Here is a 22,244-nt window from a genome sequence, read left to right as displayed (position 1 = left end):
TAACCTAGTACTGTCGCCCAATCTTGCCAGTGATTGGCAGATAGCAAAAATTGGTCGTTCATTGATGGTGCTCCTACACGCCTCATGTCGCTGATTCCATTCTCATCGTTGCATGAGATTACAGATTACTTCTCCTACCCTTTCCGGCTCAAACTGCACTACTTTTCCATCTTGACGAACTCGTAGGCGATCGCGGCAGTTATACACCTCAATGGGTCTAGCCGCTCCATTCACGCTGACAGCGGCTCTGTATTCCCAATAATTCTTGGCGCTGCGTTTGATGCTAAGGATACAAATGGTGCGATCGCTAAGCAAACGACAAAACGATTTTGCCTCTACTGGTGAAACAGGGAAGAGTGACAACACGAGTAGCAACAGAAAAGTAATGAAAGAGGATTTCATGCTTGCCGTCCCCACAGAGCCAGTCCCCCACCTCGACCTCTGGCTGCAATGATATCTTCTTGCACTAAGAAGTAGTTGAAAAAAGCTTGCTTCTCCATCCCCACACTCGCCGAATAAAACTTAGTTTCACTGGTTTCCCCACCGCGAACTGTACCTTGATATAGGGAGAATTTAGACAATTGCAAAGTGATTCTTGTGAAGTCAAACGCCAAGATATTGTTTTTGCTCAACAGCTTAGTTGGGCCTGACAGTGCCATTTGAAGCTGACCCAGTTGAACTCGGTTGGTGACGTTACCTGTCTCAAAAGATGTACTGTAGGATGCGTTATCTGTCGCAGTTGCAGCTAAAGGAGATGTGGCATAAGCAAGAGAGATCGTGATCAAAGATGGCACATAGCGGCCTGCTCCTAGCACGACTCCAGCCCGCTGCCGAGTTTTGCGAGTACCTGTGATGAAGCAAAGCCGCCAGTCACCCGTAATATCATTCAAGGAGTAACGAATTTTTTGCTGCTTGTTCGCTTTTTCTACAGCTAACAGTGCCTGAACCACCTGTTCAGGAGTGGGACGCTGACGAGAGCGCTCAAGCACTGCCAAGGCAGCTTGCTGAAGAATGGTCGAGTTGCTGTTCAAGCGGCTTTTGGTTTCACGTACACCAATGACTATCCTACGACAAACCTGCTGCTGGCAGAGAACACTGAAGTGGGTGGTTCTAGGCTGAGACTGCGATCGCCTCTGTCCGCTGTTCAGTCTATAAACCTACACATGCAAGTGAGAGAAAACTTCTCAAGACAGCCATAGTAGAAATCAATCCACCCCTTTATGTGACTTTTCTATGACCGTCGAGTCATTAGTACCTCAATTAACTTTTACAGAACTGACGGTAGAGAGTCCATTGAGCGATCGCGACCGTCCTAAAATTGCTCTCGATCTGCTGCGATCGCTGCATCTTCTAGAAGCAGCACACCATAGCCGTTTATGGGTCTTTATGGGCCTCTATAGCTTTGCTGCGGCTGCGGCTTGGGTTTTGGCGACTCACTGGGGTGGCTTTTGGTGCCTCTGGGCTTGTGTGCCACTCTACATCCTGGCCGCTGCTGCTCTGCATGGCATCAGTTTGTTTACCCATGAAGGAGTGCATAGTGTCCTGTCTCCTCATCCCCATTGGAATCGGGGGCTAAGTATGGTTTGTGCGATACCAGTTTTGCAGAACTATGCAGCCTATAAGGTATTGCACCTCAAACATCACAAGCACTTGGGTGCTCAAGGCGATCCTGACCACTACAAGAACTACACCCATTGGAGTTGGTTGGTTTTCTTGATGCACTGGGGACGTTTATTAGTGGGTTATCCCGTTTATATTATCGCAATTCCTCTGTTGGGATTTTGGCAGGGAAATCGTCGCGATCGCCTGTGGATTGGGTTAGAAGTTATATTGCTCGGACTGCTGATTGCAGGTGTGGTACTTTCTCCTATCCCGCGATCGCTCCTGGTACATGGCTGGCTCATACCCATGTTGTTGATCAATGGGATGGTCAATATTCGAGGCATGAGCCAACATACTCTGCTAGAGCATGAAACTGACTTAATTCGAGGCACGAGAACGCTTCTAACTAACCCTGTTACTCGGTTCTTTATGTGCAATGAAAACTATCACCTAGAACATCATCTGTATCCCGCTGTCCCTTGGTATCATCTTCCTCAACTCCACAAAGAGCTGCAAGCAGAATTAGAATCTCGGGGTGCACCTTATCTCCCTTCATATTTCGATTTTGTTCGCGAGTTTGTGGTTGCTAGTATTCGCCGGACTTCTGTGGGTAGCGTCGCGCTGGTAACGTTTCAAGGAGAAAAGCAGTCATGCTAGAGCTGCCGACCAAACTGTCAACGCTGTCTTCCTTGATGCCATCTGCACCCACATTGGTTTGTGAAGATCTGATCCAGTTCACCACGTTAGATGCTGCTGTCGCCCAGGTTGCAGCCGCATATAATTTTCCACATCATCCCTATTTCTGCTGGATGATAGCCCCCGCGACTAGTCGAGAGGCTTTCTGCAATAGCCAATCGCCGTTCCGATTTGCTGTAGAGTCTTTCTCTCAGGCTCTGGCAGCTGTCCTGGCTAGGATTCCCAGTTTAGAAATGCGATTGGTGATCGCAGAGAATGTAGCTGAAGAGCATGGGCATGGCGATCGCTGGCGGTCTCACAAATACACATTCCAGCAGTATCTCCAGGCATTGGGAGCTACTAGCACTGGATTGACAAAGCCCTGCCCTACCTCTATTTTAGCTTTCAATCAGGCTATCCTGAACTACTGTCTTACCCAACCTGCGGAGGTAGGAGCAGCGATGCTAGGGATGATCGAATATCTGTATGTGGGCATTAGTGCTGCGATCGCTCGAACCCTGACCCAGCGAGCATGGGTTGCGCCAGGTAGCCAATCGCACTATGCCGTACATGAAAAGCTAGATGCTGAGCATGCTCATGACTTATTGCAACTAGCGAGCCCTGGTTGGCAAGACGCTCGATCTCGTCTGTCTCTAGCTCAAGCCTTGCTATTAGGGGCACATTATTTTTGGAGCCTATATGCCGATTTGCTGCCCTCCCTCTGAAATTGCTTTCTCCCAAGTCCGAGAAGATCCTTTGACTGAATGGCAACTGGTGGAGCGATTGGCAAAACAACAGGGGCATCCATTACGAATCTTGTTAGTTGCTTCTGGAGGCTGTACAGCGCTGAGTTTGTTAGCCCATCCCGCGATCGCGCAGATTGATGCGGTTGATCTCAACCCTGCTCAACTGCATTTAGTCACGCTCAAACTGACAGCTTTATTACATCTCTCTCTACCAGAGCAGTGGCGGTTGTTAGGGGCAGCATCTGATTCTCTCCAGTTCTCTAATACCGCAGGGATATCTGAACCAGAGGCAGAAGCGGGCGATCGCCTCCAACGATACCAACGCTTACAGACTCACCTCCCTGAAGCAATACGTCTCTTTTGGGATGCTCGTCTGGACCAGATCGCTTTTGGAGTGAATCGAATTGGCAGGTTTGAGCAACTCTTTAGGGAGCTAGCAACTCGCTTTGCTGAACTGGGAATAGACCCACTTCATAACCCTCAAGCGGCAATGGCTCATCCCCACTGGTCAGCAGTGTTTGCAGCTGTATTCGAGCGAGACAAACTAATGGAGACTTTTGGCCCCGCAGCAGTGAGCTATTCTATGGATCGGAGTTTTAGCGAGCACTTTGCGGATGTGTTTGCTCAAGCTTTGCAGCAATTTGCACCCGATCAGAACTACTTCTTGACGCAGGTATGGCGCGATCGCTATACGGCTGGCTTGGATGGTGTACCGCCTTATCTCCAAGCCGCAGTTCAGGAAGTAATTCGTCAGCTAGGTACCTCACGGTTGGCACTGCATCTGGGACCTTTTACAGAAGTCTTGTTAAGACTGGTTCAGCAAGATGCTTACGATTTGATTCAATTCTCCAATATTTCTGATTGGATGCCCATTTCTGATTTACACCAAATGCTGGCTACAGGGGCAGCAAGTTTGCGACCAGGAGGGATATTGCTGGGTAGGCGTCTGAACGGTGATCATGATTTGGCGGCAATGATGGCTGAGCATGTTGCAGTTGATCGGCAGCTCAGCGCTGAATTACTGGCTAGCGATCGCTCATACTTTTATCGGGAAGTGGTTGCAGGAGTGCGGCTATGAAGTTTCATCACCTGAGCTTAGAGGAACGATTACAGTGGCAATCTGGTATTGCTGCCCTTGAGCAGATGGCTAGCTACCCTTTGGGAGATGACTTTTTTCAGTTAGACCACGGATCGGATTACTTCGCCTTTTTTGACCGCTTAGGATCTGTCAATTACTATGTGGCGCTTGATGGCGATCGCGTAGCAGCTGTAGGAGCAGGAGTTTTACGACAGGTAAAAACTCGGCGGGCAGAAGCTTTGCAGTCAGCGTGGTATCTGTGTGATTTGAAGGTTCATCCCTTTTACCAGAGACAGCAGCTCTCGATGCGGATTCTTAGCCATGCGATCGCGGATGGGTTGCCAACTTGTGTTACAGGATACACCATCTCCATGAATACCGAAGATGGCAGTGCCAGTCGCTGGGTTCGCGTTCTAGAGCGATTTGATCAAATTGCTTTTTGTCGGGCAACGACACTTGGTATCTATAGCTGTGATGCCATGACTATGCAGAAGCTAGAGCCGATACTAAATAAGCATCGTGGACCTATTACTTATCTCTCCCTCCAAGGAGTTAAAGATCTCCGCTTACAGAGCACAGGCCAAATGCTGCCCTTACTGCATGTGCAGTGGGGAGTAGGCAAAGTAGGAGCGATCGCAGTTCCCCAACCTAGATACACTCATATGTTTTGTGCTCCTACAGAAGATGCTCTAGCCTTGGAGCTGTCAAGGCTTGAAGTGTATCCTAGTGCAACCGCTAGTGTTGTGAGTCATGGGATGCAAAGCGACTGGCGATTTATTTTAACTAGTGATATTTAATTCGATTCAAGCCTCTGGAAGGATGCTGCTAGAACATTTCACGTTTAATGTAGGACCGGAACTCAGCAATAAACTCGGTAATGCATTCGTTAATAGAACGATTGCTCTACTGCTGGCATTTATTGCTGATACCCCTGGTTAAAAATTATTATGAGCCTGACTAATCCTTAAAAATAACTTCATAAAAATGACTTACTCACTGTTTCACCTGATTTTTATCTTGCCGCCCATTTTGTTACTCGCCTTGCAGCAACCGCAACCTCTAGCAGGCGTGGGAGGTCGTAAAGCGGGGCTCTCTCTGCTCTTGATTGCTGCTGTAGCGTTTATCTACACGACACCTTGGGACAATTATCTAATTTGGCGCGATGTGTGGCACTATGGCCGCGATCGCGTAATAGGTACTGTTGGCTATGTGCCCATCGAAGAGTATTTATTTTTTGTGCTACAGCCGATTCTGACAGGATTATGGCTATATCGGTTGTTAGCTCATACCGAGGAACCCAGCGAACTCAAATCCTCTCTCGCAGCCAATATAGGAGGAGCGATTATCTGGGCAGGTTTAGGTCTCGCGGGTGGTTGGTTACTACAACGCGATTTTGGCGTTTATCTGGGGCTGATTTTGGTGTGGGCTAGCCCGATCCTAGCCTTGCAATGGTTGGTGGGCGGAGCACAGCTTTGGGTTCGCAAACGTCTTTGGCTCACCGCCACTTTAGCTCCCACTTTGTACCTCTGGATAGCCGATCGCATTGCCATCGGCCAAGGCATTTGGAGCATATCAGAGGTGTATACTACTGGGCTGCATTTATTTGGGCTACCTATTGAGGAAGCGACATTTTTCCTTGTGACAAATTTTTTAGTAGTGCAAGGGCTATTACTGCTCTTAGTGTTCAGTAAAGCCGACAAGCCCTTCCTGCAGACTGAGAGCGAGTTTTGAGTTTCTAGACTGCTTCTACCTTGAAACTTATTTCGTTGTACGGAGAGAGATTAACAAATATTATGCTAACTTGATTCAATAGTTAAGTCATCTTAACTAGCAGTGTTTACAACGTATTGACTATGTCTTGGTTGTTCTTAGCTCCTTTGGGAATTGCAATTACTGCATTTTTCATCTACGAACGATCCTGCGATGAGATCGCTATTTTATCAGCGGTTGCAGCCATTACAGGCGTCCTTTTTGGTCTTATTCTGGCACCCTGGCAATTGCAGTTGGTGGCTTTGCTCCTGGGTCTCATGTTGAGCCAAAAATTCATTAAAGCAGAGCGCTATCAGTCCAACTCTCGCTCTGAGGCCGATCCCATGATGACCATGATGTACAACGGTTTAGATCGCCAAAGGCCTTTTAAGTAAGCGATTTCTCTGCCTGCACAAACGCAATTGTGCTTACCCAGGATACAGTTTTCTCTTGTAAGTAGCGCTGAAACAGCTTGCCGACCCAATTTATCTCTAATTCTGACAGGTAATGGCTGAGGTGATTGGCATAGGTAGGCGGATAAGCTGCAATCGCAAACCATCGCTCGATTAAAGCGGCAGAGATATACATTTCCGCAATTGTTTGAACTGTCTCGGTTTGAGCCCTACATCCTGCTTGCTCAAAGTCAAGCTTTAGGTCTGTGTGGTCCCAACTCATCTTAGGATCGCTTGTGTCTGCGTAGACGGCTTCTTCAGCAGTCACTAATCGTTGATACAGATCAGGCTCAACGTGAGCTGGGTCTAGCAATCGATACAATCGTTGGCTATGGCGTGGCATTGTTTCCGCCAATGTGATTTGGCCTCCGGATTGTAAGAGAGATACCCAGACGTGAATTAGGCCAGGTCTATCTACTGCTGCCATTAAGACGTTGCGGCCCACAATATGATCGAACCGGATGTCGGGTGCCTGAGCCGTTAATAAAGCGGGTAGTTGTTGCACAGGGCCTTGCAGAATTGTCGGTCGTAGCAACTCTGGCAAAGCTTCTACTTGAGCTTGTAAGCGTTCTACGTCTGTTGAGGTTGGCACCTGTACGTAGACACCACCTTCTGGGACTCGGCGCAGTGCTTCCCAAGTGAGTAAACCGTTGCCACCATTGAGTTCTAGGATTGTGTGGTGCCGCTGGGGTTGAGCCATTTCAAACAGGTGATCGCGGACCTGTGCCAAGCGTTCTCCGGTTTGAGATAGCGTGCGTTGTAGCCAACGTTCTTGAGCTTTATTAGTGGGGCTGTAGGTGAGAATTTCTGGAGCCGTTACATCTAAGCCTTCGGCGATCGCAGCCAGTTGGGCTTCCCGACGACGCTCGACTTGGGTGCGGATGCCCGCTTCAAACCCTTGCTCTGAAGGTTGGTAAAATACTTGGCCTTGCAGAGCGGCAGGGAGATATTGCTGCGCCACCCAATGATCGCGGTAGGCATGAGGATAAAGGTAGTTGGCTCCATGCCCAAAACTATGTTTATCTCGATTAGCATCCTTGAGATGGGAGGGGACATCTGCTTCGCGTTCTCGCTCCACGGCAGCCAAGGCATCAAAAAAGCCCATCACACTGTTAGATTTTGGGGCGGTTGCCAAATACAGAGCAGCTTGGGCTAATGGGTAGCGACCTTCTGGCATCCCCACGCGATCGAATGTGGCGGCACAGGCATTGACTCTGGCGACGGCTTCTGGGTCTGCAAGTCCCACATCTTCACTTGCCAAAATCAACATGCGGCGAAAGATAAATCGCGGATCTTCCCCGGCGTAGACCATGCGAGCCAGCCAATACAAGGCTGCATCTGGATCACTGCCCCGTAGACTTTTAATGAAGGCGCTGATGATATCAAAGTGGGCGTCTCCCTCTTTGTCATACAAAACTGCCCGCTGTTGAATCGACTCTTCGGCGACTGCGAGATCAATGCGAATCATACCTGTGCGATCGGGAGTTGTGGTTTCAACCGCAAGTTCCAACGCGTTGAGGAGACTGCGAGCATCTCCGTTCGCCACATTAACGAGATGATCTAGCGCTTCTGGATCAAGCTGAATCGCGCGATCGCCATAGCCTCGTTCGGCATCCGTCAGAGCTTGGTACACAACTCCAACTAAATCAGCAGCGGTGAGCGACTTGAGCTGAAAAATTCGAGAACGGCTGACGAGGGCTTTGTTGACTTCAAAGTAAGGATTTTCGGTCGTGGCTCCAATCAGAATCACGGTGCCATTTTCCACCCACGGCAGCAGCGCATCTTGTTGCGACTTATTGAAGCGATGCACTTCATCCACAAACAAAATGGTTCGTTGATTGTGGCGATCGCGCCGTTCTTGAGCCGTTTCTACCGCTGCGCGAATCTCTTTCACCCCTGCCAGAACAGCATTAATCGAAATGAAGTGCCCTTGAGTGCTGTTGGCGATCACCCGTGCCAGCGTCGTTTTGCCTGTGCCGGGTGGCCCTGCAAAAATCACAGACGCGAGCTGGTCAGCTTGGATGGCACGTCGCAGCAGTCGTCCGGGGCCAACAATATGCTCCTGCCCGACAAATTCATCTAAAGTGCGGGGGCGCAAACGATCGGCAAGAGGGGCAGCTATCGGGTTCAAGGCGAGTCTGGGTGGGAAGGAATTAGGGTCTCAAGCTAGGATAGCTCGCAGAACCGCCAAAATTACTGGTGGTCTGCTAAGACAACCGCAAGGAGAGAGCAGCGTGAGCAACCTAGATAAAAAGCGACTGGATGTAGCCCTGGCGATCGCGGGTTACGCCGTGGGCAGCGGTGCAGCAGTGGCGGTACCCACTTTTGGCGGAGAACTGCCAAAACAAGTGCTGCTCAGTACTTCCGACGTGCTGATGTACACCAGAATTTGGAAGATTTATTTTGAAGAAGATTTGTCCCACAGCAATTTGATGGAAATGCTGACCCAGGTGGGGCTAGTGACCGTGGCTGCAACTGGCGTTGCGTACATTGTGGCGAAAGGCAGTACTGCAATTTTGAAGGAATTTACCAATTGGCTTGGTCCACTAGGCTGGGGAGCGACTGCCGCGATCGCTGGATCTCTAGCCGCTCTATCCGGCGCAGCTTGGGCACTTTATTGCGATTACCTGTATGCAGAACGCAACCCCCAACCCACGACTTAAGCTGAGATTACTTCGAGCCTAATACAATGCTTTGCGGTGTCCAACTAGGACCAGGACAACGCGGCCCATCTGGAGTCCAGTGGATGGGGTCGATGCACATGCGTCGAGCTTCCATGCCTGTATCCCAGGCGTGATAAACGATGTAGTCTGTTTTGCCATCGGGGCCGACCGTAATTGAGTTATGACCCGGACCGAGAACGTAACCGGGATGCGATCGCAAAACCCTTGGGCCTGCTTCATTGCCTGCATCCGAGTACGGCCCCATCACGTGATCCGCCACGCCATAATCCACCCCGTAGCTATCCGTTTCCCAGCGTCCACCACTGTAGAAGCAATAGTAGCGATTGCCATACTTGCGGACACAAGGGCCTTCTAGGGTGTGCCAATCGTAGACACCACCATACATGGGGCGATCGGCGAGAAATCTTTGCCAATCGGATCTGGCTCGCAACACCACTTTGCCTTCACCCGCCAGTTTGGTCATGGTTTCTAGGCGATCGACCATCAAGGCAGTTCCAGCACGAGTATTCTCGCTCGTATCTAAAAAATCTTGAGCATAGAATAAGTACCACTGCCCGTCGTCGTCACAGAAAGCATGGGGGTCGATCGCGAACGGGCAGGACTGCGGATCTAACAACGGTTCACCCACATCTTGGTATGGCCCCAAAGGGTCTTGGCTGGTGGCAACTCGTAACTGGTGGTTTTTATCTTCATGGCCCACCGAGTAATAGAGATAGAAGGTGCCGTCGCAGTAAGCGACCTCCGGTGCCCAGAAATTATCTCCTAAACTGGGGTCAGGCCGCAGCAAAGCATTCTGGACAAATTCCCAGTTAATCAGGTCATTAGAGCGCAACAGCGGAAAAACTCGTCTCTGCCCAGTTTCCTCTACTTCTCCGGCGGCTTCTACTGGCCCAGTGCCGATCGCGTAGTAAATACCTTGGTGCTGCCAAACATACGGATCGGCAAAATAATCTGGATAAACGGGATTAGTGTAGGTTGTGGTTTCTACGTTTGCTTGTGAGCCTAATCCAGATCTCGCTTCAGATTGAGTCATTCTCACTCCTTATCTGCAATCCATCCTCATCACCAGGAAATGAAGCAGCAAAAAAATAGAGGATGGAACTTTGATCGTTAGCGATCGCGGTCCAACCATCCTCTATCTAGAGTAGACTTCTGATGTTTTTGCGTAGTTGAATTAGTACTTGAAATTGATGTAAGTTTCGGTCTTATTCTCTGGTAGCTGCTCTACCACATTGCAGCGCAACATTTCCTGGAGGTGCTGCGGTAGGCTCTCGTAATAATCCTTCTGAACCGTCAAATCCATTACAGGGGTATGCAACCAGTGCATCACATAACCCATCACTACCATTGGTCGGGGTTGAGCGGTGATATTGGGTGAACCTCGGTGGATTGCCAAAGGCGATCGGATGATCACATCACCCAGTTGCATGGGGAAAGACTCAACGGGAATTTCACCCGCTCTAATCTTCACCAATGCTTCTTCGCGAGGCATGACATGAGTGCCGCGTGCCATTTGGAAGGGGCCATTGTCTTCCGTCACTTCGACTAGGGGAAAATTAACTGCTAGAGCATAGAGTGGCGTAACGATCTGATCAGTAAAGAGGGGACGGAAATCCCGGTGCAGTTCTTGGTATTCCGAGTCTTGGAAGGGCGTATCGGCTCCTAGTTGCACCAAGCGGTATTCCTGAAAAAAGACCCGATCGAGCACACCCAAAATCGTGGGGTTGGCAAACACCTCAGTGTTAGCAAAGGGTTGCACCCAAGGCAGAGTCAAATAATAACGGTTTTTCTCACGAGGGGCTAACCCACCGGGCCGCTGTTGACGCTCCCGAAAGAGTGCAGCAAATGCTGCTGCCCACTTTTGGACCAACTCGCGATCGAAGAGTTCGGGAATGACACAAATTCCATCTCGATTAAGCACTTCGGCAAATCGATCTAAATCCGCTGCTGTGAATTTGCTAACACCAGTGGTATTGAGACTTTGAACCATTTTGCTGTCCTTCCTTCGGGCAGAATGTGGGAGTTGAGGGGGGCTCTCGACAGTAAGCGGGATGGGCGATCGCGTGATGTTTTTATCGAGAGTAAAATGTGTCGAGCTTTACACTTCTATTCTGCCCTGAGGAAGAGGTAGGATAACAGCAAAATGCTAAACAGAGATGCTTTAAAAATTGTGAAGAGTTAGCTGGATTAAGCCATCCGTAACCATTCTTTAATCACCTTCACCAGCCAGTTGCATTCGTCCCAACTAAATCCTTTAGCAAAGAAACTTTCGCTACTGTAGGTCTGGATCGTGACCACCCTTTTTTCATAAGTTTGCTTGCCCGCCCGGAAGGCTCTCAGGGTATGAAAAATATTGTGAATCTCTGCATTTGAGCCTTGAATCATCGTCAAGGAGAAGCCAAAGGGAGATTTATAAATTGCAAATTTCTCTGGAGTAAATTGCACATAAGTTGGTAGAAAATCCCAATAGGTCGAAGCAGCAATTAGTAGCGCGATTGGTAAGAAGAAAAAGAGAGTATTGCCAAACTGCCAGCTCATACTAGCCATCACAGGTGCCCATATCTGACCGAAGATCGCTAGCCCAATGCCAACCGGAATTAAGTAGAGCAAATTCCAGGGGTTTGCGCCTGGGACTTGAATCAGCAACTCATCAGCAGTTTGATGCAACTGAATTCGAGTATCAAAATGAGGCACCAGCGATCGCTCTCTTTGAAGTGCTGGCGATCGCTCACGAGATGGGTCAGGCTGTTGAGAGGAAGTCGAGAGCGGTGAGGCTTTACTGGCTTCTAGCGATCGCAAAGCTTCTAGCGCTTGTCGGGCCGTTTGAAACCGTTTCGCTACGTCAGGCTGTACCAGTTTAGCCACCCACCAGACAAAGTCAGGGTCTAAGCTGACGCGATCGGCAAACTGAATTTTCAGATCTTTCTGAGGTAACTCTGCTGGGGATACCCCTGTGAGGAGGTGAATTAGGGTTGCTCCCAGCGCGTACAGGTCAGAAGCGGCAACGGCTCGGCCCCCAAACTGCTCCATCGGGGCATACCCGTAAGTTCCCACAACTGTAAACGTGCTACCTTCAGCTGCAGCTTTATCTTGAACCGCACCAAAATCAATTAGGTAGATGTAATTATCTTTGCCCAAAATCAAATTGCTGGGTTTGATGTCACGGTGTAATACCGGAGGGCTGAGTTCGTGAAGATAAATCAATAAATACAGCAGATTCGCCGCCATCTGCCGCACTTGCCGCTCGCTGAAATGTTGACCTCCAGCGATTAGTTGCTTCAAGGAAGCGCCAGAAATATGGTCTTGCACCAAGCCGAACCAAAGCAGGCGATCGTCAATGGAAAAATAATCGCGGTACTTGGGAATTTGCGAGTGCTTGAGTTGTCGCAACACCTGAGCTTCGCGCTCAAACAACTTTAGGTCATCCCACTGCACTTGGTCGCCAAATGCCAAGAGCTTGATCACCACAGTTTCCAGAGGCTGCGCTGCTAAATCTTCTGCCAGCCAAGTTTGCCGTCCAGCCGTTTGCCCTAGTTTTTGTTTCAGTCGGTAGTGCCCTTCAGTTGGTGTGCCTTGGCGAATGTGGAGAACTTGTTCAGGTTCTAGCATAGAAGGTTAGGTGAGCATCTCCTTGGCTGTAGTTATCCCCAAGTAACGGGAAGAATCTCTAAAACGAGGTCTGATTCTACCGACTTTATAGATACACAAGCTCATATTCACTTTCCTAAAAGCTAGATAGTTCTGATAACCACCCTTAGACTCAGGCTAGGGATATGTGGCAAACGTTATCCTAAATTTAGGGGCTAGATGCAGCAATAGGGGAGGAGCGTGTGGATCAGCTCTTGAATTTCAACACTTTGATCGAGTTCTTATTAGGCGTGAGCTTGAGTGCGGCTTCTGGCTTCCGAGTCTTTGTACCACTCCTGACACTCAGTGCGGCGGCTGTGCTGGGTCATGCCAACTTACCCACTGACTTCGACTGGATTGAAAGCCCACAGGCATTAGCTGTATTTGCGATCGCCTCAACTCTAGAAGTAGGAGGCTACTACATTCCCTGGTTCGACCATCTGCTCGATGTGGTGGCAACGCCAGCAGCAATTTTAGCGGGCACAATTGTCACAGCTTCGCTGGCTCCTGACCTTAACCCCGTGGCGCAATGGACGCTAGCTCTAGTCGCAGGGGGAGGAGCAGCAGGCATCACCAAAAGCTTGACCAATCTGTTACGAGCTACCTCAACTGCAACCTCCGGCGGCTTAGCGAACCCAATTGTGGCGACGGTGGAATTAGTCGTGGCGATCGCGCTCTCGATTTTAGCAATCACCTTGCCAGTCGTTGCCATTATTGTGGTGATTGCGTTTTTAGGTTTCGCGATCGCGAAGCTGTGGCGATTCTTCTCTCGTTTCAGAACGCCGCAAAGCACCCCAGAAAATTTGTCTTAATTCCAAGCGCCTTCGCAGCGATCGCGACAGTACATGGTTGCAGCAGTTATTCTTCTTCTGGCGATCGGCCTGGTTGTGGTTGGGATTTTTGCCAGTCCTCTCTTGGTAAAACGACGCCGCGATCGCCTCAAAAAACGCTCATTTCCACCCCTTTGGGATGCGGTAGTAAAGAATTATCTCCCTATTTATTCCAGTCTTTCTGCGATTGAAAGGAGAAGACTACAGGGACATATCCAAGTCTTTCTGAAAGAGAAGCAGTTTATTGGCTGTGGGGGGTTGCAAGTTACTGAGGAGATGAAGCTCGCGATCGCAGCAATGGCCTGTTTGCTGTTGTTGAATGAGCGAGGGACCTACTTTCTCAAGTTGCGATCGATTCTGGTGTATCCCGGCACTTACTTTGTAAATGAGACTGCGATCGAGGGTAACTATGTGGTGGAGGAAAGACGAGTCGCGCGGCTGGGAGAGTCGTGGAGCCGAGATCAGGTGGTGTTGTCCTGGGAGCAGGTGCAGCGAGACGCGAGTAATTGGCGAGACGGACATAATGTAGTGCTGCATGAGTTTGCTCACCAGCTAGATCAAGAGGATGGCAACGCCGAGGGAGTACCGTTTTTGCCCAAAAATCTAGATTATGCAGTCTGGGCAAAGGTGATGACGCAGGAGTATCAACAACTCTGTCAGGATGTGCAACGAGGGACCAAAACGGTGATGAATAGCTATGGCACTCTAAATCCTGCTGAGTTCTTCGCTGTGGCAACCGAAACATTTTTTGAAAAACCCCAGCAATTGTTAAAAAGGCATCCCGCCCTTTACGAGCAGCTACAACACTACTATCAACTCGATCCGGTGAAATGGGTTTAATTATGGCGATCGCTGAAAGGGTTTAGACTGAGGCTAGTGATCGACAATGCCGCATCAGGGAGTACGCAAGACAGGGGCATGAATCAGCATCCCTCCGACCCGTCCGATTCTCATCTTAATGGTAATAATGGCTCAGGCCAGAAAACACCTCCATCTACCCCACCAATGCCTGCTCCCCCTACCTCTCCTTCACCAGAAGCGGAACAGGCGAAGCAAGAACGGCTCCGAGCTACTCAACAAAGTTTTAAGCGCCTTTACCTGATCTTGCTTGCCGTTGGTCTGTCGATTGGAGCGGTTCTAGCAGTTGGGGTGGCTATTCTGCTCGATCGCTTTGGGCTCTCTGATCCGCCCTCTAGGTGCGATCGCAATTCGATCGGATGCTTTCAGAACGCGCCACCTGAGACATAGAGCGATCGCCTTCTATCTTCTCATTCCTTCATTGATCACACTTGACCTCAAAGGAGTGCCAACGGGGCTGATCGCCTTTTTGTCTACCCTAATCTGAGTTCCATCACGATAATAGAAACTCGTAGACCCGTCACTGTGTCTAATGGTTGCGGCAGGAGAGGCCACTTGGCCCCGTGGAGAACGGATGGCACCATTAGAATAAACTCGGGCACTATTAGGGTAGTTGGGTTGGCTGTCTCTGGTATTGGGAAAGTTAAAAGTTCCCAATCTATCAATGGCAGCCTGAGCCTGAACCGCTGCGGCACTGGATAGCTCTAACCCCAAAACTACTAATACGCCAGCAATTAAACGTTGCATCAGTTGGCCTCAGGCATCGAAAAAGTTTGAAGTTGTAGGCAGGGCCGATTCATATCGTTCCCTACCTCTATTATTTCAAATCTCTTTGCGTTTGCCTGCTCCTCTGAGTAGTATCTGCGTGATTACATATCTTCTAGTTCTATGCCCTTAGTTTCTTTGACTAGGAAGAGCACGAAGAAGAAAGACATGGCTGCTGCTGTAGCATAGAGAGCGTACGCAGTCCCCAAACCAAAGGATTCTAGCAAGGGTGGGAATGTAGTTGAAACAAGAAAGTTGGCTACCCACTGAATCGTTGCACAAGCTGCCAAGGCAACCGCACGAATCTGGTTGTTAAACATTTCGCCCAATAGCACCCACACCACAGGCCCCCAAGAGAAGCCGAAGCAAAACACATATAGGTTAGCGGCCAGTAACGCGATAATGCCCTGAGAGCCTGCCAGGACAGGATTGCCCGCCGGATCTACCGCCGCATTGCTAAAGACAGTTGCCATTGCGCCTAGCGTCAGTGTCATGCCAATGGACCCCAAAACCAATAGGGGTTTGCGGCCAAATTTATCCACAAAGGCGATCGCGACTAGAGTGGTGACGATGTTAGTGACTGAAGTGATCACAGTAATCCAGAGCGAACTCGCCTCGTTAAACCCAACCGAGCGCCACAGGACGCTGCTGTAGTAGAAGATGACATTGATCCCCACGAACTGCTGGAAAATAGACAATCCCATCCCCAACCAAACAATCGGAATTAGACCACCTCTACGACTCAAAAGATCAGAGAACTTAGCAGTGCGATCGCGAAGCACTGTATCGCGAATTTCCTGAATTTTGGTTCTCACATCGATGGTTCTATCTACTTTGGCAAAGACAGCCGCTGCTTCGGATTCTCGTCCCTGCGCCACTAAGTAACGGGGAGACTCTGGAATCCTTAATGCCGCTACACCATACAGAATAGCGGGAGGAATTTCTGTCCAAAACATCCATCGCCAAGCAGCAATGCCGAACCAGAAAGGGGCAGTCGCAGAACCCGCAGAAACAGCAATAAAGTAGTCGGAGAGCAAAGCCAGAAAAATCCCAACCACAATTGCCAACTGCTGCAAAGAACCCATTCTCCCTCGTAAATGTGCCGGAGAGACTTCAGCAATATAGGCTGGGGCGATCACACTGGCAGCGCCAACGGCTACACCGCCTAAAATTCGCCAAAAAATAAAATCCCAAATGCCGAATGGTAAGCCAGAGCCGATCGCGCTAATTGTGAATAATATTGAAGCAATGATCATGACTCGGACTCGACCAAAGCGATCTGAGATTTGGCCTGCAAAGAAAGCTCCGATCGCAGAACCTAACAGTGCTAAAGAAACGGCTAAGCCGATCAACACACTATTTGCTTGAAAGTGAGCTTGCAAAGCCGCAACCGCACCATTGATGACCGCAGTATCAAACCCGAATAAAAAGCCACCCAGCGCTGCCGCTCCACAGATCAGCAGAATATAGGAGCGATTGTTCTGAGCAGTAGGTTGTTTTGTTGAAAGCATGACTATACTTGTTAAATAATTTTCGTTAAGTCGGTCAGCCACAAAGTTAGCCAACAGAAAATAGGAGCCAGCCTCTGACAGGATCGTTGCGCTCTTAGCTCTAATATTCTTTGTTGGATCTTGACCTTATCCTGCTTTCTACTCGCTGCTCATCTGCCTTAGCGAACATGTTCTTTTTCGAACATCCCCCGTTGAAAGGAGATTTGCCCTTCCAAAGGCGTAGTAGCAGTTGATACACATATGGTTTAGCTAATCTACTCGAACTTTGAAGTCGTAGAAATGATTGCCTGGGCCACCGTAGCCAAAGACATAGTAGTTGCCCATTTTTGGTAGTTCATACTGCAACGGTTGCGATCGCTCGGTTATGCAATGGGCATCCAGGCTAGGGTTAAGCCAACGTGGTGACAAATAACAGGCGATGGAGCGTACCCGCATCATAGGTTTAGCCTGCTAGGCCGCAGAATTGCAAAATATGGCCTGATTGTAAGTTAAAGTTCTTTCGGAGATCTGTGAGTGAATCTAAAGTTAAAAGCTCGCTTTCCGGACTCTGACAGGCTAGGCAGGTAGTACTCTGCCATTAGATTTTAGGATTTTTAAGGGAAATTTTTATGACATTTCGGATTCTCAGCTTAGATGGAGGTGGAATTCGGGGAGTTATTGCAGCACGCATTCTGCAAGTAGTGGAACAGCAGTTAGGCGGCCCACTCAGCCAACATTTTGACTTGATCGCTGGAACTTCCACAGGCTCACTCTTAGCCGCTGGTGTAACTTTAGGCTTTAGCAGTGAGAGGTTAATCAATCTTTATCAAGAGCGCGGCAAAACTATCTTTCCCTATGGGGATTGGTGGGGCTATTTGATGCCGCAGCGGCTAAAACTGATCGCGCAATATGGTTTGACCAGTTTCCCCCCTTCTCTCTCTGTGCCCAAGTTTTCTGATGCGGGCTTGCTGAAAGTGCTGCAAACAGAATTAGGCGATCGCAAATTCTGCCAAATTAGTTCTGCCCAGAAATCTAATGGCGAATCTCAAAAATTATTAGTCACGACTTACGACACGATCCGGCGCATGCCACTGGTGTTTAAGAGTTGGCGGCATGACAAGTGGTATGCCAACGTGCCCTTATGGGAGATCTGTGCTTGCTCTGCTTCTGCCCCCTCCTACTTTCCAGCCCATCGCCTCCTAGTACGGGCAGACGGAACTGCTAACGGTGCTACTCCTCAGACGCTTACCTTAGCAGCGACTCCCTGGCAAGATGCAGATGATTATTACAAAATGCAAATTGAAATCTTGGCAGGGCCAGGAAAAGGGCAAAGAGCTTCAATTGAGCGCTACGATGCTGCTACCCAGACGGCAACTATGGCGCAACCTTGGTCTGTAGTGCCCGATGCTACTTCTACATACCGTCTGATCGGTGAGTTTTCTACCATTGATGGTGGAGTAGGAGCCAATAACCCGACTGCCTGCGCGATCGCGGAAGCTCTAAGATTAGGTCATGCGCCACAAGATATTCAGGTACTCTCTATTGGCACTGGGCAGCCTGAAGGCTCAATTCCTTGGGTGGAAGCGAGACAGTGGGGGATACTGCGTTGGGCTTGGAACGCTCGCATTATTGGTGTGACGATGGATGCCCCTTCCGGCATTCATGCCTACGTCTCCCAGCAAATTATCGCTGACGACCACTACTTGAGAATTCAGCCCAAACTGAATTACTCAAAGGAAGGCATTGATAATGCTAGCCAGGAGAATTTGGCAAATCTACGGCGGGACGCGGAAGCGTGCCTGAGCCAAGTGCAAGGACGACTGACTCATTTCCTTAAAACCAATTGGTTATCCTAATCGCCTAAGAACTGGGTTCAGTTTAGGGTGGGTTCTCAGAGTCTGAATGTTTATCATGGTGCTATGTCTGAGCATACTCCCCACCATCGCGATCGCGACCATCAGCAACACCAGCATCATCAACATCAGGGCCATCACGGTCATCACCACTCTCATGGCCATCATCATGGCCTGGCTAACTATAACCGCGCCTTTGTCATTGGCCTTAGCTTAAATCTTGGCTTCGTGCTAACGGAGGCTGTGTTTGGAGTTTTAGCCCATTCTGTCTCTCTACTTGCCGATGCGGGGCATAACCTAAGCGATGTGTTGGGTTTGGCTTTGGCTTGGGGAGCGAGTCTCTTAGCTCAGCGGAAACCTTCGCGACGGTATACCTATGGTTGGCGGCGTTCTTCGGTTTTAGCGGCGTTCTTTAATGCAATTTTCTTACTCGTCGTGACGGGTGGCATTGCTTGGGAGGCGATCGCCCGCTTGACTCGCTCAGCGCCGCTCCCGGAAGTTGCAGGCAGCACCATGATCGGGGTAGCAGCCCTAGGAATTGTGATTAACGCTGCTACAGCGGCTCTATTTTTAGTAGGTCGTAAGCATGATCTGAATATTCGAGCAGCATTTCTACATATGGTGGCGGATGCGATCGTGTCTTTGGGTGTGGTGTTGGCAGGGTTGGCAATTCTGCTGACTCAATGGTTTTGGTTAGACCCTGTCTTTAGTTTGGTAGTCAGTGCAATCATCATTACAAGTACTTGGCAATTACTTAAGGAGGCTTTCAGCCTTAGTATGGATGCTGTACCCACCCAGATTAACGAGCAGGCGGTGTGGACTTATTTAACTGAGCAGGTAGGGGTGACTCAAGTTCATGACTTACATATTTGGGGCATGAGCACGACGGAGACGGCTTTGACAGCGCATTTAGTGATGCCGCAAGGACATCCTGGAGATGCGTTCTTAGCTCAAATGGCTCAAGAATTGCACGATTTTTTCGGCATTGAGCATACGACGCTGCAAATTGAAATGGGCAACTCTTGCCAAGCTTGTGCTTTGGAGCCAGATCATAGGGTTTAACCTATAGAGGTAATAGAACTCTAGGAGATTATGGTCGCGATCGCTTTTGCGCCTTGGGATGCCCTACTCAAGCAATATGTGGATGGTCAGGGCCGAGTAGACTATGGCACTTGGCAGCGGGACCAGCCAGATAGCCTGAATCAATGGCTCTCAACTTTTCAATCTCCTGGTTTCAGTCTGGAGTTGCCGCGAGACCAGCAGTTGGCATTATGGATTAATCTCTACAATGCCTTCACGATCGCGCGAATTTTGGAGCGTTACCCAATTGCATCGATTCAACCAAAGATTTTAGGATTACCGAACTGGGCCGCTTTTCTGTGGTTTTTCTCTCGTCCCGCTCATGTGGTGGCAGGGAAGCGCTACAGCTTGGCAGATATTGAACATAAAGTTCTGCGATCGCAATTCCAGGAACCCCGGATTCATTTTGCCTTGGTTTGTGCCTCGATTGGTTGTCCCTTACTACGCAATGAAGCTTACTGGCCTGATCGCGTGGAGCAGCAATTGGAGGCGGATGTCAGCCGTTTTATCAACAACGAGGATAAGGTGCACTACGACTCGAAAACGCAAACGCTATATTGCAGTCAAATTTTCAAGTGGTATCGGCAAGACTTTCTCCAGTTGGCTCCTTCGATTCCAGACTACATCCGTCGTTATCTCAAAGTAGATCGACCCCTGGATGCTGAAACTCCAATCCAGTATCTGGATTACGATTGGCAACTGAATCAGCGGATATCGGCATAAAATTTCTTGAGATAGGTCGCTGAAACACCCAATCCCCAGAGAAAGCCAATGTAGGAATAGATGGCAGTGGCTTTCAGCGAACCCCAATGGGCTACCCGGCGATCGGAAGTTTGCACGACTCGGTTGACCATGCAGATACGTCCTTTCTGGACTAATTTGAGACACAAATCCCCATCTTCCATGATGGGTAAAGCTGGATCAAAGCCGCCACATTCCCAAAAGTCCTGGCGACGACAAAACATAACTTGGTCGCCAAACAAAAGACGTAATCCCTTAAAGAAGAGACGGGGGCGAAATAATAGTGGTGCGTAATAGGTTTTGAGATAGTGATGTAAGGAGATGCCCCAACGGGTGGTTTGCGGTCCTGCCAATAAACAAACAAATCCACCACAGGCGATTTGGGCATCTGACAAAGTATGGCTCATGACTTCAACTAAGTCGTCTGGCACCCAAGTATCGGCATGGAGAAAGCAAAGGATATCTCCTGTAGCCGCTTCCGCGCCGAAGTTCATTTGCAGCGATCGCCCCCGTTGCTCGGTTTCTAGGAGGCGCAGTTGCGTCGATGGAGGCATACAACCTGAGGCTGTTACTGCTTCAGCGATCGCGACTGTTCCATCTTCACTGCCGCCATCTACGACGATGATTTCGGCGGCAGGGGGATGCAACAAGGCCAAGTGACGCAACGTGCGCTCTAGACTGCTGGCCTCATTCAAGGTTGGAATCACAATGGAAACACGAGTTTGCATGCAACTGAAGTTTAAGACTCCGCCGCATGATCAATCACTTCGACTGGACCATTAACCACTTCTACAGGCGCTGAAGTTTTACTAGATTTAGACTCTGCACCCCACTGGTCGAGCACGTCCTTAACTAAAACTTCTTCTACCCAAATCTGACCCACAATGACTAAGGGAATGGCGAGGAACAAGCCGAGGAAGCCAAAGAAGATGGCGAAAATTACCTGCGAGAGTAACGTCACAGCGGGTAAGATTGCCACCTGTTTAGACATGACAAACGGCACCAGCAAAAATTGCTCTAGCTGCTGAATTCCTACATAGAACGCTAATACAGCCCCTGCTTTCCAAGGAGCATCCAAAAGCGCGATCGCCATTGGGGGAATCAAGCTCAGCGTTGGGCCTACGGTAGGGATGGCTTCCAAGAGCCCCGCGATCGCAGCGTTGGCTAGCACTAGGGGCACTCGTAAAATCCACAGACCCACGGCACTGACCAAACCAATGACAACCATATTAATCAGAATGCCGCCCATCCAATTGACTAGAGCGATTTCACACTTTGACAGGATCTCATCGGCACGTCTGCGGTAAAACGAAGGAAACAGCAGCACAAATCCATGCCGATAGGGAGCAGGATTGACCAGTAGCATAATGGTCAAAACCATGACTAGTAGCAGGTTCAACAGAATCGCTAAGAAATTTGAGAATAGTGAAAAGAAATTGTTAAAGGCCCAGCTAGCAAAAGGTTGAATTTGGCGGGTCAAGTCATTGACGCTGGGCAAGTATCTTAGCGGCTGACCAGGTAACTGGGTTCGTAAAGCTTCTACCCAGATCCGCAGACGTTCTAGTCCTCGGGGAACTAGTTCGGTCAGTTGTTGAAACTGCTCAACGAAGGGTGGAATGGTTACCGCAGCAAAGACGATGAAGAAGACTACGAAACAAGTGATAGCTAACAATGCTGCAAACCCTCGCTTCGCTCCCGATCGCCGCAATCGCCTCACCAAACGGTTCAAAGCGGTCGCAAACACCACCGCCATAAAGACCAGCAACAGCACCTGCCGGATCTGCCATAAGATGTACATCGAAACTAGCAGGGCAATTAAGCCGATCCATTGTCCCATTTTCATAGCTTTGGCTGAGTCCTTTGGCTGACCGCTTTAGAGGAGGGTGAGAAGTGGAAATGTGAGAGCCTTCCTATGGTGTATTGTCGGGCTTCCTAGCCATTCCTCATATCACTCTAAGGTTAAAATCAACTTTCAAAGATAAAAATAAGTTAGCAAGATTGAGCTGCAGTTCTC

Annotated in this window: 24 protein-coding genes; 13 read left to right on the top strand and 11 right to left on the bottom strand. The window is 49.3% G+C overall.

The window, feature by feature from the left end:
- Positions 1 to 102 precede the first annotated feature (102 nt).
- Both NDA01_RS16300 and NDA01_RS16295 read right to left on the bottom strand, forming a co-directional pair.
- Complete coding sequence (locus tag NDA01_RS16300) at positions 103 to 402, bottom strand: hypothetical protein (protein ID WP_348228758.1); 300 nt, start codon at positions 400 to 402, stop codon at positions 103 to 105.
- A complete protein-coding gene (locus NDA01_RS16295) occupies positions 399 to 1,031 on the bottom strand; it encodes a hypothetical protein (RefSeq protein WP_348228757.1) in 633 nt (210 codons plus the stop codon). Before NDA01_RS16295 ends, NDA01_RS16300 begins: the two co-directional genes overlap by 4 nt.
- Positions 1,032 to 1,233: 202 nt before the next feature.
- Between NDA01_RS16295 and NDA01_RS16290 the strand changes: the two genes are divergently transcribed.
- From NDA01_RS16290 to NDA01_RS16265, 6 genes are all read left to right on the top strand, one after another.
- Positions 1,234 to 2,259, top strand: coding sequence for a fatty acid desaturase family protein (locus NDA01_RS16290; protein WP_348228756.1), 1,026 nt, complete (start codon positions 1,234 to 1,236; stop codon positions 2,257 to 2,259).
- Positions 2,253 to 3,002 (top strand): iron-containing redox enzyme family protein, encoded by a 750-nt coding sequence (locus tag NDA01_RS16285; protein WP_348228755.1) that lies wholly within the window; start codon positions 2,253 to 2,255, stop codon positions 3,000 to 3,002. Before NDA01_RS16290 ends, NDA01_RS16285 begins: the two co-directional genes overlap by 7 nt.
- The gene (locus tag NDA01_RS16280) at positions 2,977 to 4,101 is read left to right on the top strand and encodes a DUF3419 family protein (protein WP_348228754.1); all 1,125 of its coding nucleotides are present in this window, start codon (positions 2,977 to 2,979) and stop codon (positions 4,099 to 4,101) included. The genes NDA01_RS16285 and NDA01_RS16280 overlap by 26 nt, the downstream gene beginning before the upstream one ends.
- Entirely contained in the window at positions 4,098 to 4,898 is an 801-nt protein-coding gene (locus tag NDA01_RS16275; RefSeq protein WP_348228753.1) for a GNAT family N-acetyltransferase, read from the top strand. Before NDA01_RS16280 ends, NDA01_RS16275 begins: the two co-directional genes overlap by 4 nt.
- Before the next feature lie 187 nt (positions 4,899 to 5,085).
- A complete protein-coding gene (locus tag NDA01_RS16270; RefSeq protein ID WP_348228752.1) occupies positions 5,086 to 5,832 on the top strand; it encodes a lycopene cyclase domain-containing protein in 747 nt (248 codons plus the stop codon).
- Between the two features lie 122 nt (positions 5,833 to 5,954).
- Positions 5,955 to 6,245, top strand: a complete 291-nt coding sequence (locus NDA01_RS16265; RefSeq protein ID WP_190440107.1) for a hypothetical protein — start codon at positions 5,955 to 5,957, stop codon at positions 6,243 to 6,245.
- Here NDA01_RS16265 and NDA01_RS16260 read toward each other — a convergent pair.
- On the bottom strand, positions 6,238 to 8,433 hold the full coding sequence (locus NDA01_RS16260) for an AAA family ATPase (RefSeq protein WP_348228751.1): 2,196 nt from the start codon (positions 8,431 to 8,433) through the stop codon (positions 6,238 to 6,240). The genes NDA01_RS16265 and NDA01_RS16260 overlap by 8 nt on opposite strands.
- Before the next feature lie 103 nt (positions 8,434 to 8,536).
- On the opposite strand from NDA01_RS16260, the gene NDA01_RS16255 reads away from it, so the two are divergent.
- Positions 8,537 to 8,965, top strand: coding sequence for a hypothetical protein (locus NDA01_RS16255; RefSeq protein WP_348228750.1), 429 nt, complete (start codon positions 8,537 to 8,539; stop codon positions 8,963 to 8,965).
- Positions 8,966 to 8,972: 7 nt separating this feature from the next.
- Here NDA01_RS16255 and NDA01_RS16250 read toward each other — a convergent pair whose 3' ends face one another.
- The 3 genes from NDA01_RS16250 to NDA01_RS16240 all read right to left on the bottom strand — a co-directional run bounded on the left by NDA01_RS16250 (position 8,973) and on the right by NDA01_RS16240 (position 12,595).
- A complete protein-coding gene (locus tag NDA01_RS16250) occupies positions 8,973 to 10,019 on the bottom strand; it encodes a glycoside hydrolase family 43 protein (protein ID WP_348228749.1) in 1,047 nt (348 codons plus the stop codon).
- A gap of 141 nt (positions 10,020 to 10,160) precedes the next feature.
- On the bottom strand, positions 10,161 to 10,976 hold the full coding sequence (locus tag NDA01_RS16245) for a phytanoyl-CoA dioxygenase family protein (protein ID WP_348228748.1): 816 nt from the start codon (positions 10,974 to 10,976) through the stop codon (positions 10,161 to 10,163).
- A gap of 197 nt (positions 10,977 to 11,173) precedes the next feature.
- Positions 11,174 to 12,595, bottom strand: a complete 1,422-nt coding sequence (locus NDA01_RS16240; RefSeq protein WP_348228747.1) for a serine/threonine protein kinase — start codon at positions 12,593 to 12,595, stop codon at positions 11,174 to 11,176.
- A gap of 221 nt (positions 12,596 to 12,816) precedes the next feature.
- Between NDA01_RS16240 and NDA01_RS16235 the strand changes: the two genes are divergently transcribed.
- The 3 genes from NDA01_RS16235 (at position 12,817) to NDA01_RS16225 (ending at position 14,691) form a co-directional block, all read left to right on the top strand.
- Complete coding sequence (locus NDA01_RS16235) at positions 12,817 to 13,425, top strand: DUF4126 domain-containing protein (protein WP_348228746.1); 609 nt, start codon at positions 12,817 to 12,819, stop codon at positions 13,423 to 13,425.
- A gap of 33 nt (positions 13,426 to 13,458) precedes the next feature.
- Complete coding sequence (locus NDA01_RS16230) at positions 13,459 to 14,283, top strand: M90 family metallopeptidase (protein WP_348228745.1); 825 nt, start codon at positions 13,459 to 13,461, stop codon at positions 14,281 to 14,283.
- A 78-nt stretch (positions 14,284 to 14,361) separates the two neighbouring features.
- Entirely contained in the window at positions 14,362 to 14,691 is a 330-nt protein-coding gene (locus NDA01_RS16225; protein ID WP_348228744.1) for a hypothetical protein, read from the top strand.
- A 12-nt stretch (positions 14,692 to 14,703) separates the two neighbouring features.
- Here NDA01_RS16225 and NDA01_RS16220 read toward each other — a convergent pair whose 3' ends face one another.
- The 3 genes from NDA01_RS16220 to NDA01_RS16210 all read right to left on the bottom strand — a co-directional run bounded on the left by NDA01_RS16220 (position 14,704) and on the right by NDA01_RS16210 (position 17,015).
- Positions 14,704 to 15,048, bottom strand: a complete 345-nt coding sequence (locus NDA01_RS16220) for a hypothetical protein (RefSeq protein WP_190440127.1) — start codon at positions 15,046 to 15,048, stop codon at positions 14,704 to 14,706.
- Between the two features lie 122 nt (positions 15,049 to 15,170).
- On the bottom strand, positions 15,171 to 16,577 hold the full coding sequence (locus NDA01_RS16215) for a sugar porter family MFS transporter (protein ID WP_348228743.1): 1,407 nt from the start codon (positions 16,575 to 16,577) through the stop codon (positions 15,171 to 15,173).
- A gap of 249 nt (positions 16,578 to 16,826) precedes the next feature.
- The gene (locus NDA01_RS16210) at positions 16,827 to 17,015 is read right to left on the bottom strand and encodes a hypothetical protein (RefSeq protein WP_348228742.1); all 189 of its coding nucleotides are present in this window, start codon (positions 17,013 to 17,015) and stop codon (positions 16,827 to 16,829) included.
- 170 nt (positions 17,016 to 17,185) lie between these two features.
- Here NDA01_RS16210 and NDA01_RS16205 point away from each other — a divergent pair, with 170 nt between their 5' ends.
- The 3 genes from NDA01_RS16205 to NDA01_RS16195 all read left to right on the top strand — a co-directional run bounded on the left by NDA01_RS16205 (position 17,186) and on the right by NDA01_RS16195 (position 20,212).
- Positions 17,186 to 18,412: a patatin-like phospholipase family protein gene (locus NDA01_RS16205; RefSeq protein ID WP_348228741.1), complete on the top strand. Its 1,227-nt coding sequence runs from the start codon at positions 17,186 to 17,188 to the stop codon at positions 18,410 to 18,412.
- Positions 18,413 to 18,475: 63 nt separating this feature from the next.
- Positions 18,476 to 19,471 carry a cation diffusion facilitator family transporter gene (locus NDA01_RS16200; protein ID WP_348228740.1) on the top strand — a complete coding sequence of 332 codons (996 nt, stop codon included), beginning with the start codon at positions 18,476 to 18,478 and terminating at the stop codon, positions 19,469 to 19,471.
- Between the two features lie 30 nt (positions 19,472 to 19,501).
- Positions 19,502 to 20,212, top strand: a complete 711-nt coding sequence (locus NDA01_RS16195) for a DUF547 domain-containing protein (RefSeq protein WP_348228739.1) — start codon at positions 19,502 to 19,504, stop codon at positions 20,210 to 20,212.
- Here NDA01_RS16195 and NDA01_RS16190 read toward each other — a convergent pair.
- Entirely contained in the window at positions 20,194 to 20,958 is a 765-nt protein-coding gene (locus tag NDA01_RS16190; protein ID WP_348228738.1) for a TIGR04283 family arsenosugar biosynthesis glycosyltransferase, read from the bottom strand. The two genes, NDA01_RS16195 and NDA01_RS16190, sit on opposite strands and share 19 nt — an antisense overlap.
- 11 nt (positions 20,959 to 20,969) lie before the next feature.
- Positions 20,970 to 22,073 carry an AI-2E family transporter gene (locus tag NDA01_RS16185; RefSeq protein ID WP_348228737.1) on the bottom strand — a complete coding sequence of 368 codons (1,104 nt, stop codon included), beginning with the start codon at positions 22,071 to 22,073 and terminating at the stop codon, positions 20,970 to 20,972.
- Positions 22,074 to 22,244: the final 171 nt, after the last annotated feature.

This window comes from Trichocoleus desertorum AS-A10, from assembly GCF_039962155.1.
Taxonomy (GTDB): Bacteria; Cyanobacteriota; Cyanobacteriia; order FACHB-46; family FACHB-46; genus Trichocoleus.
The sequence above is the reverse complement of the archived record's forward strand: the minus strand, read 5'-3'. Positions and strand labels throughout refer to the sequence as shown.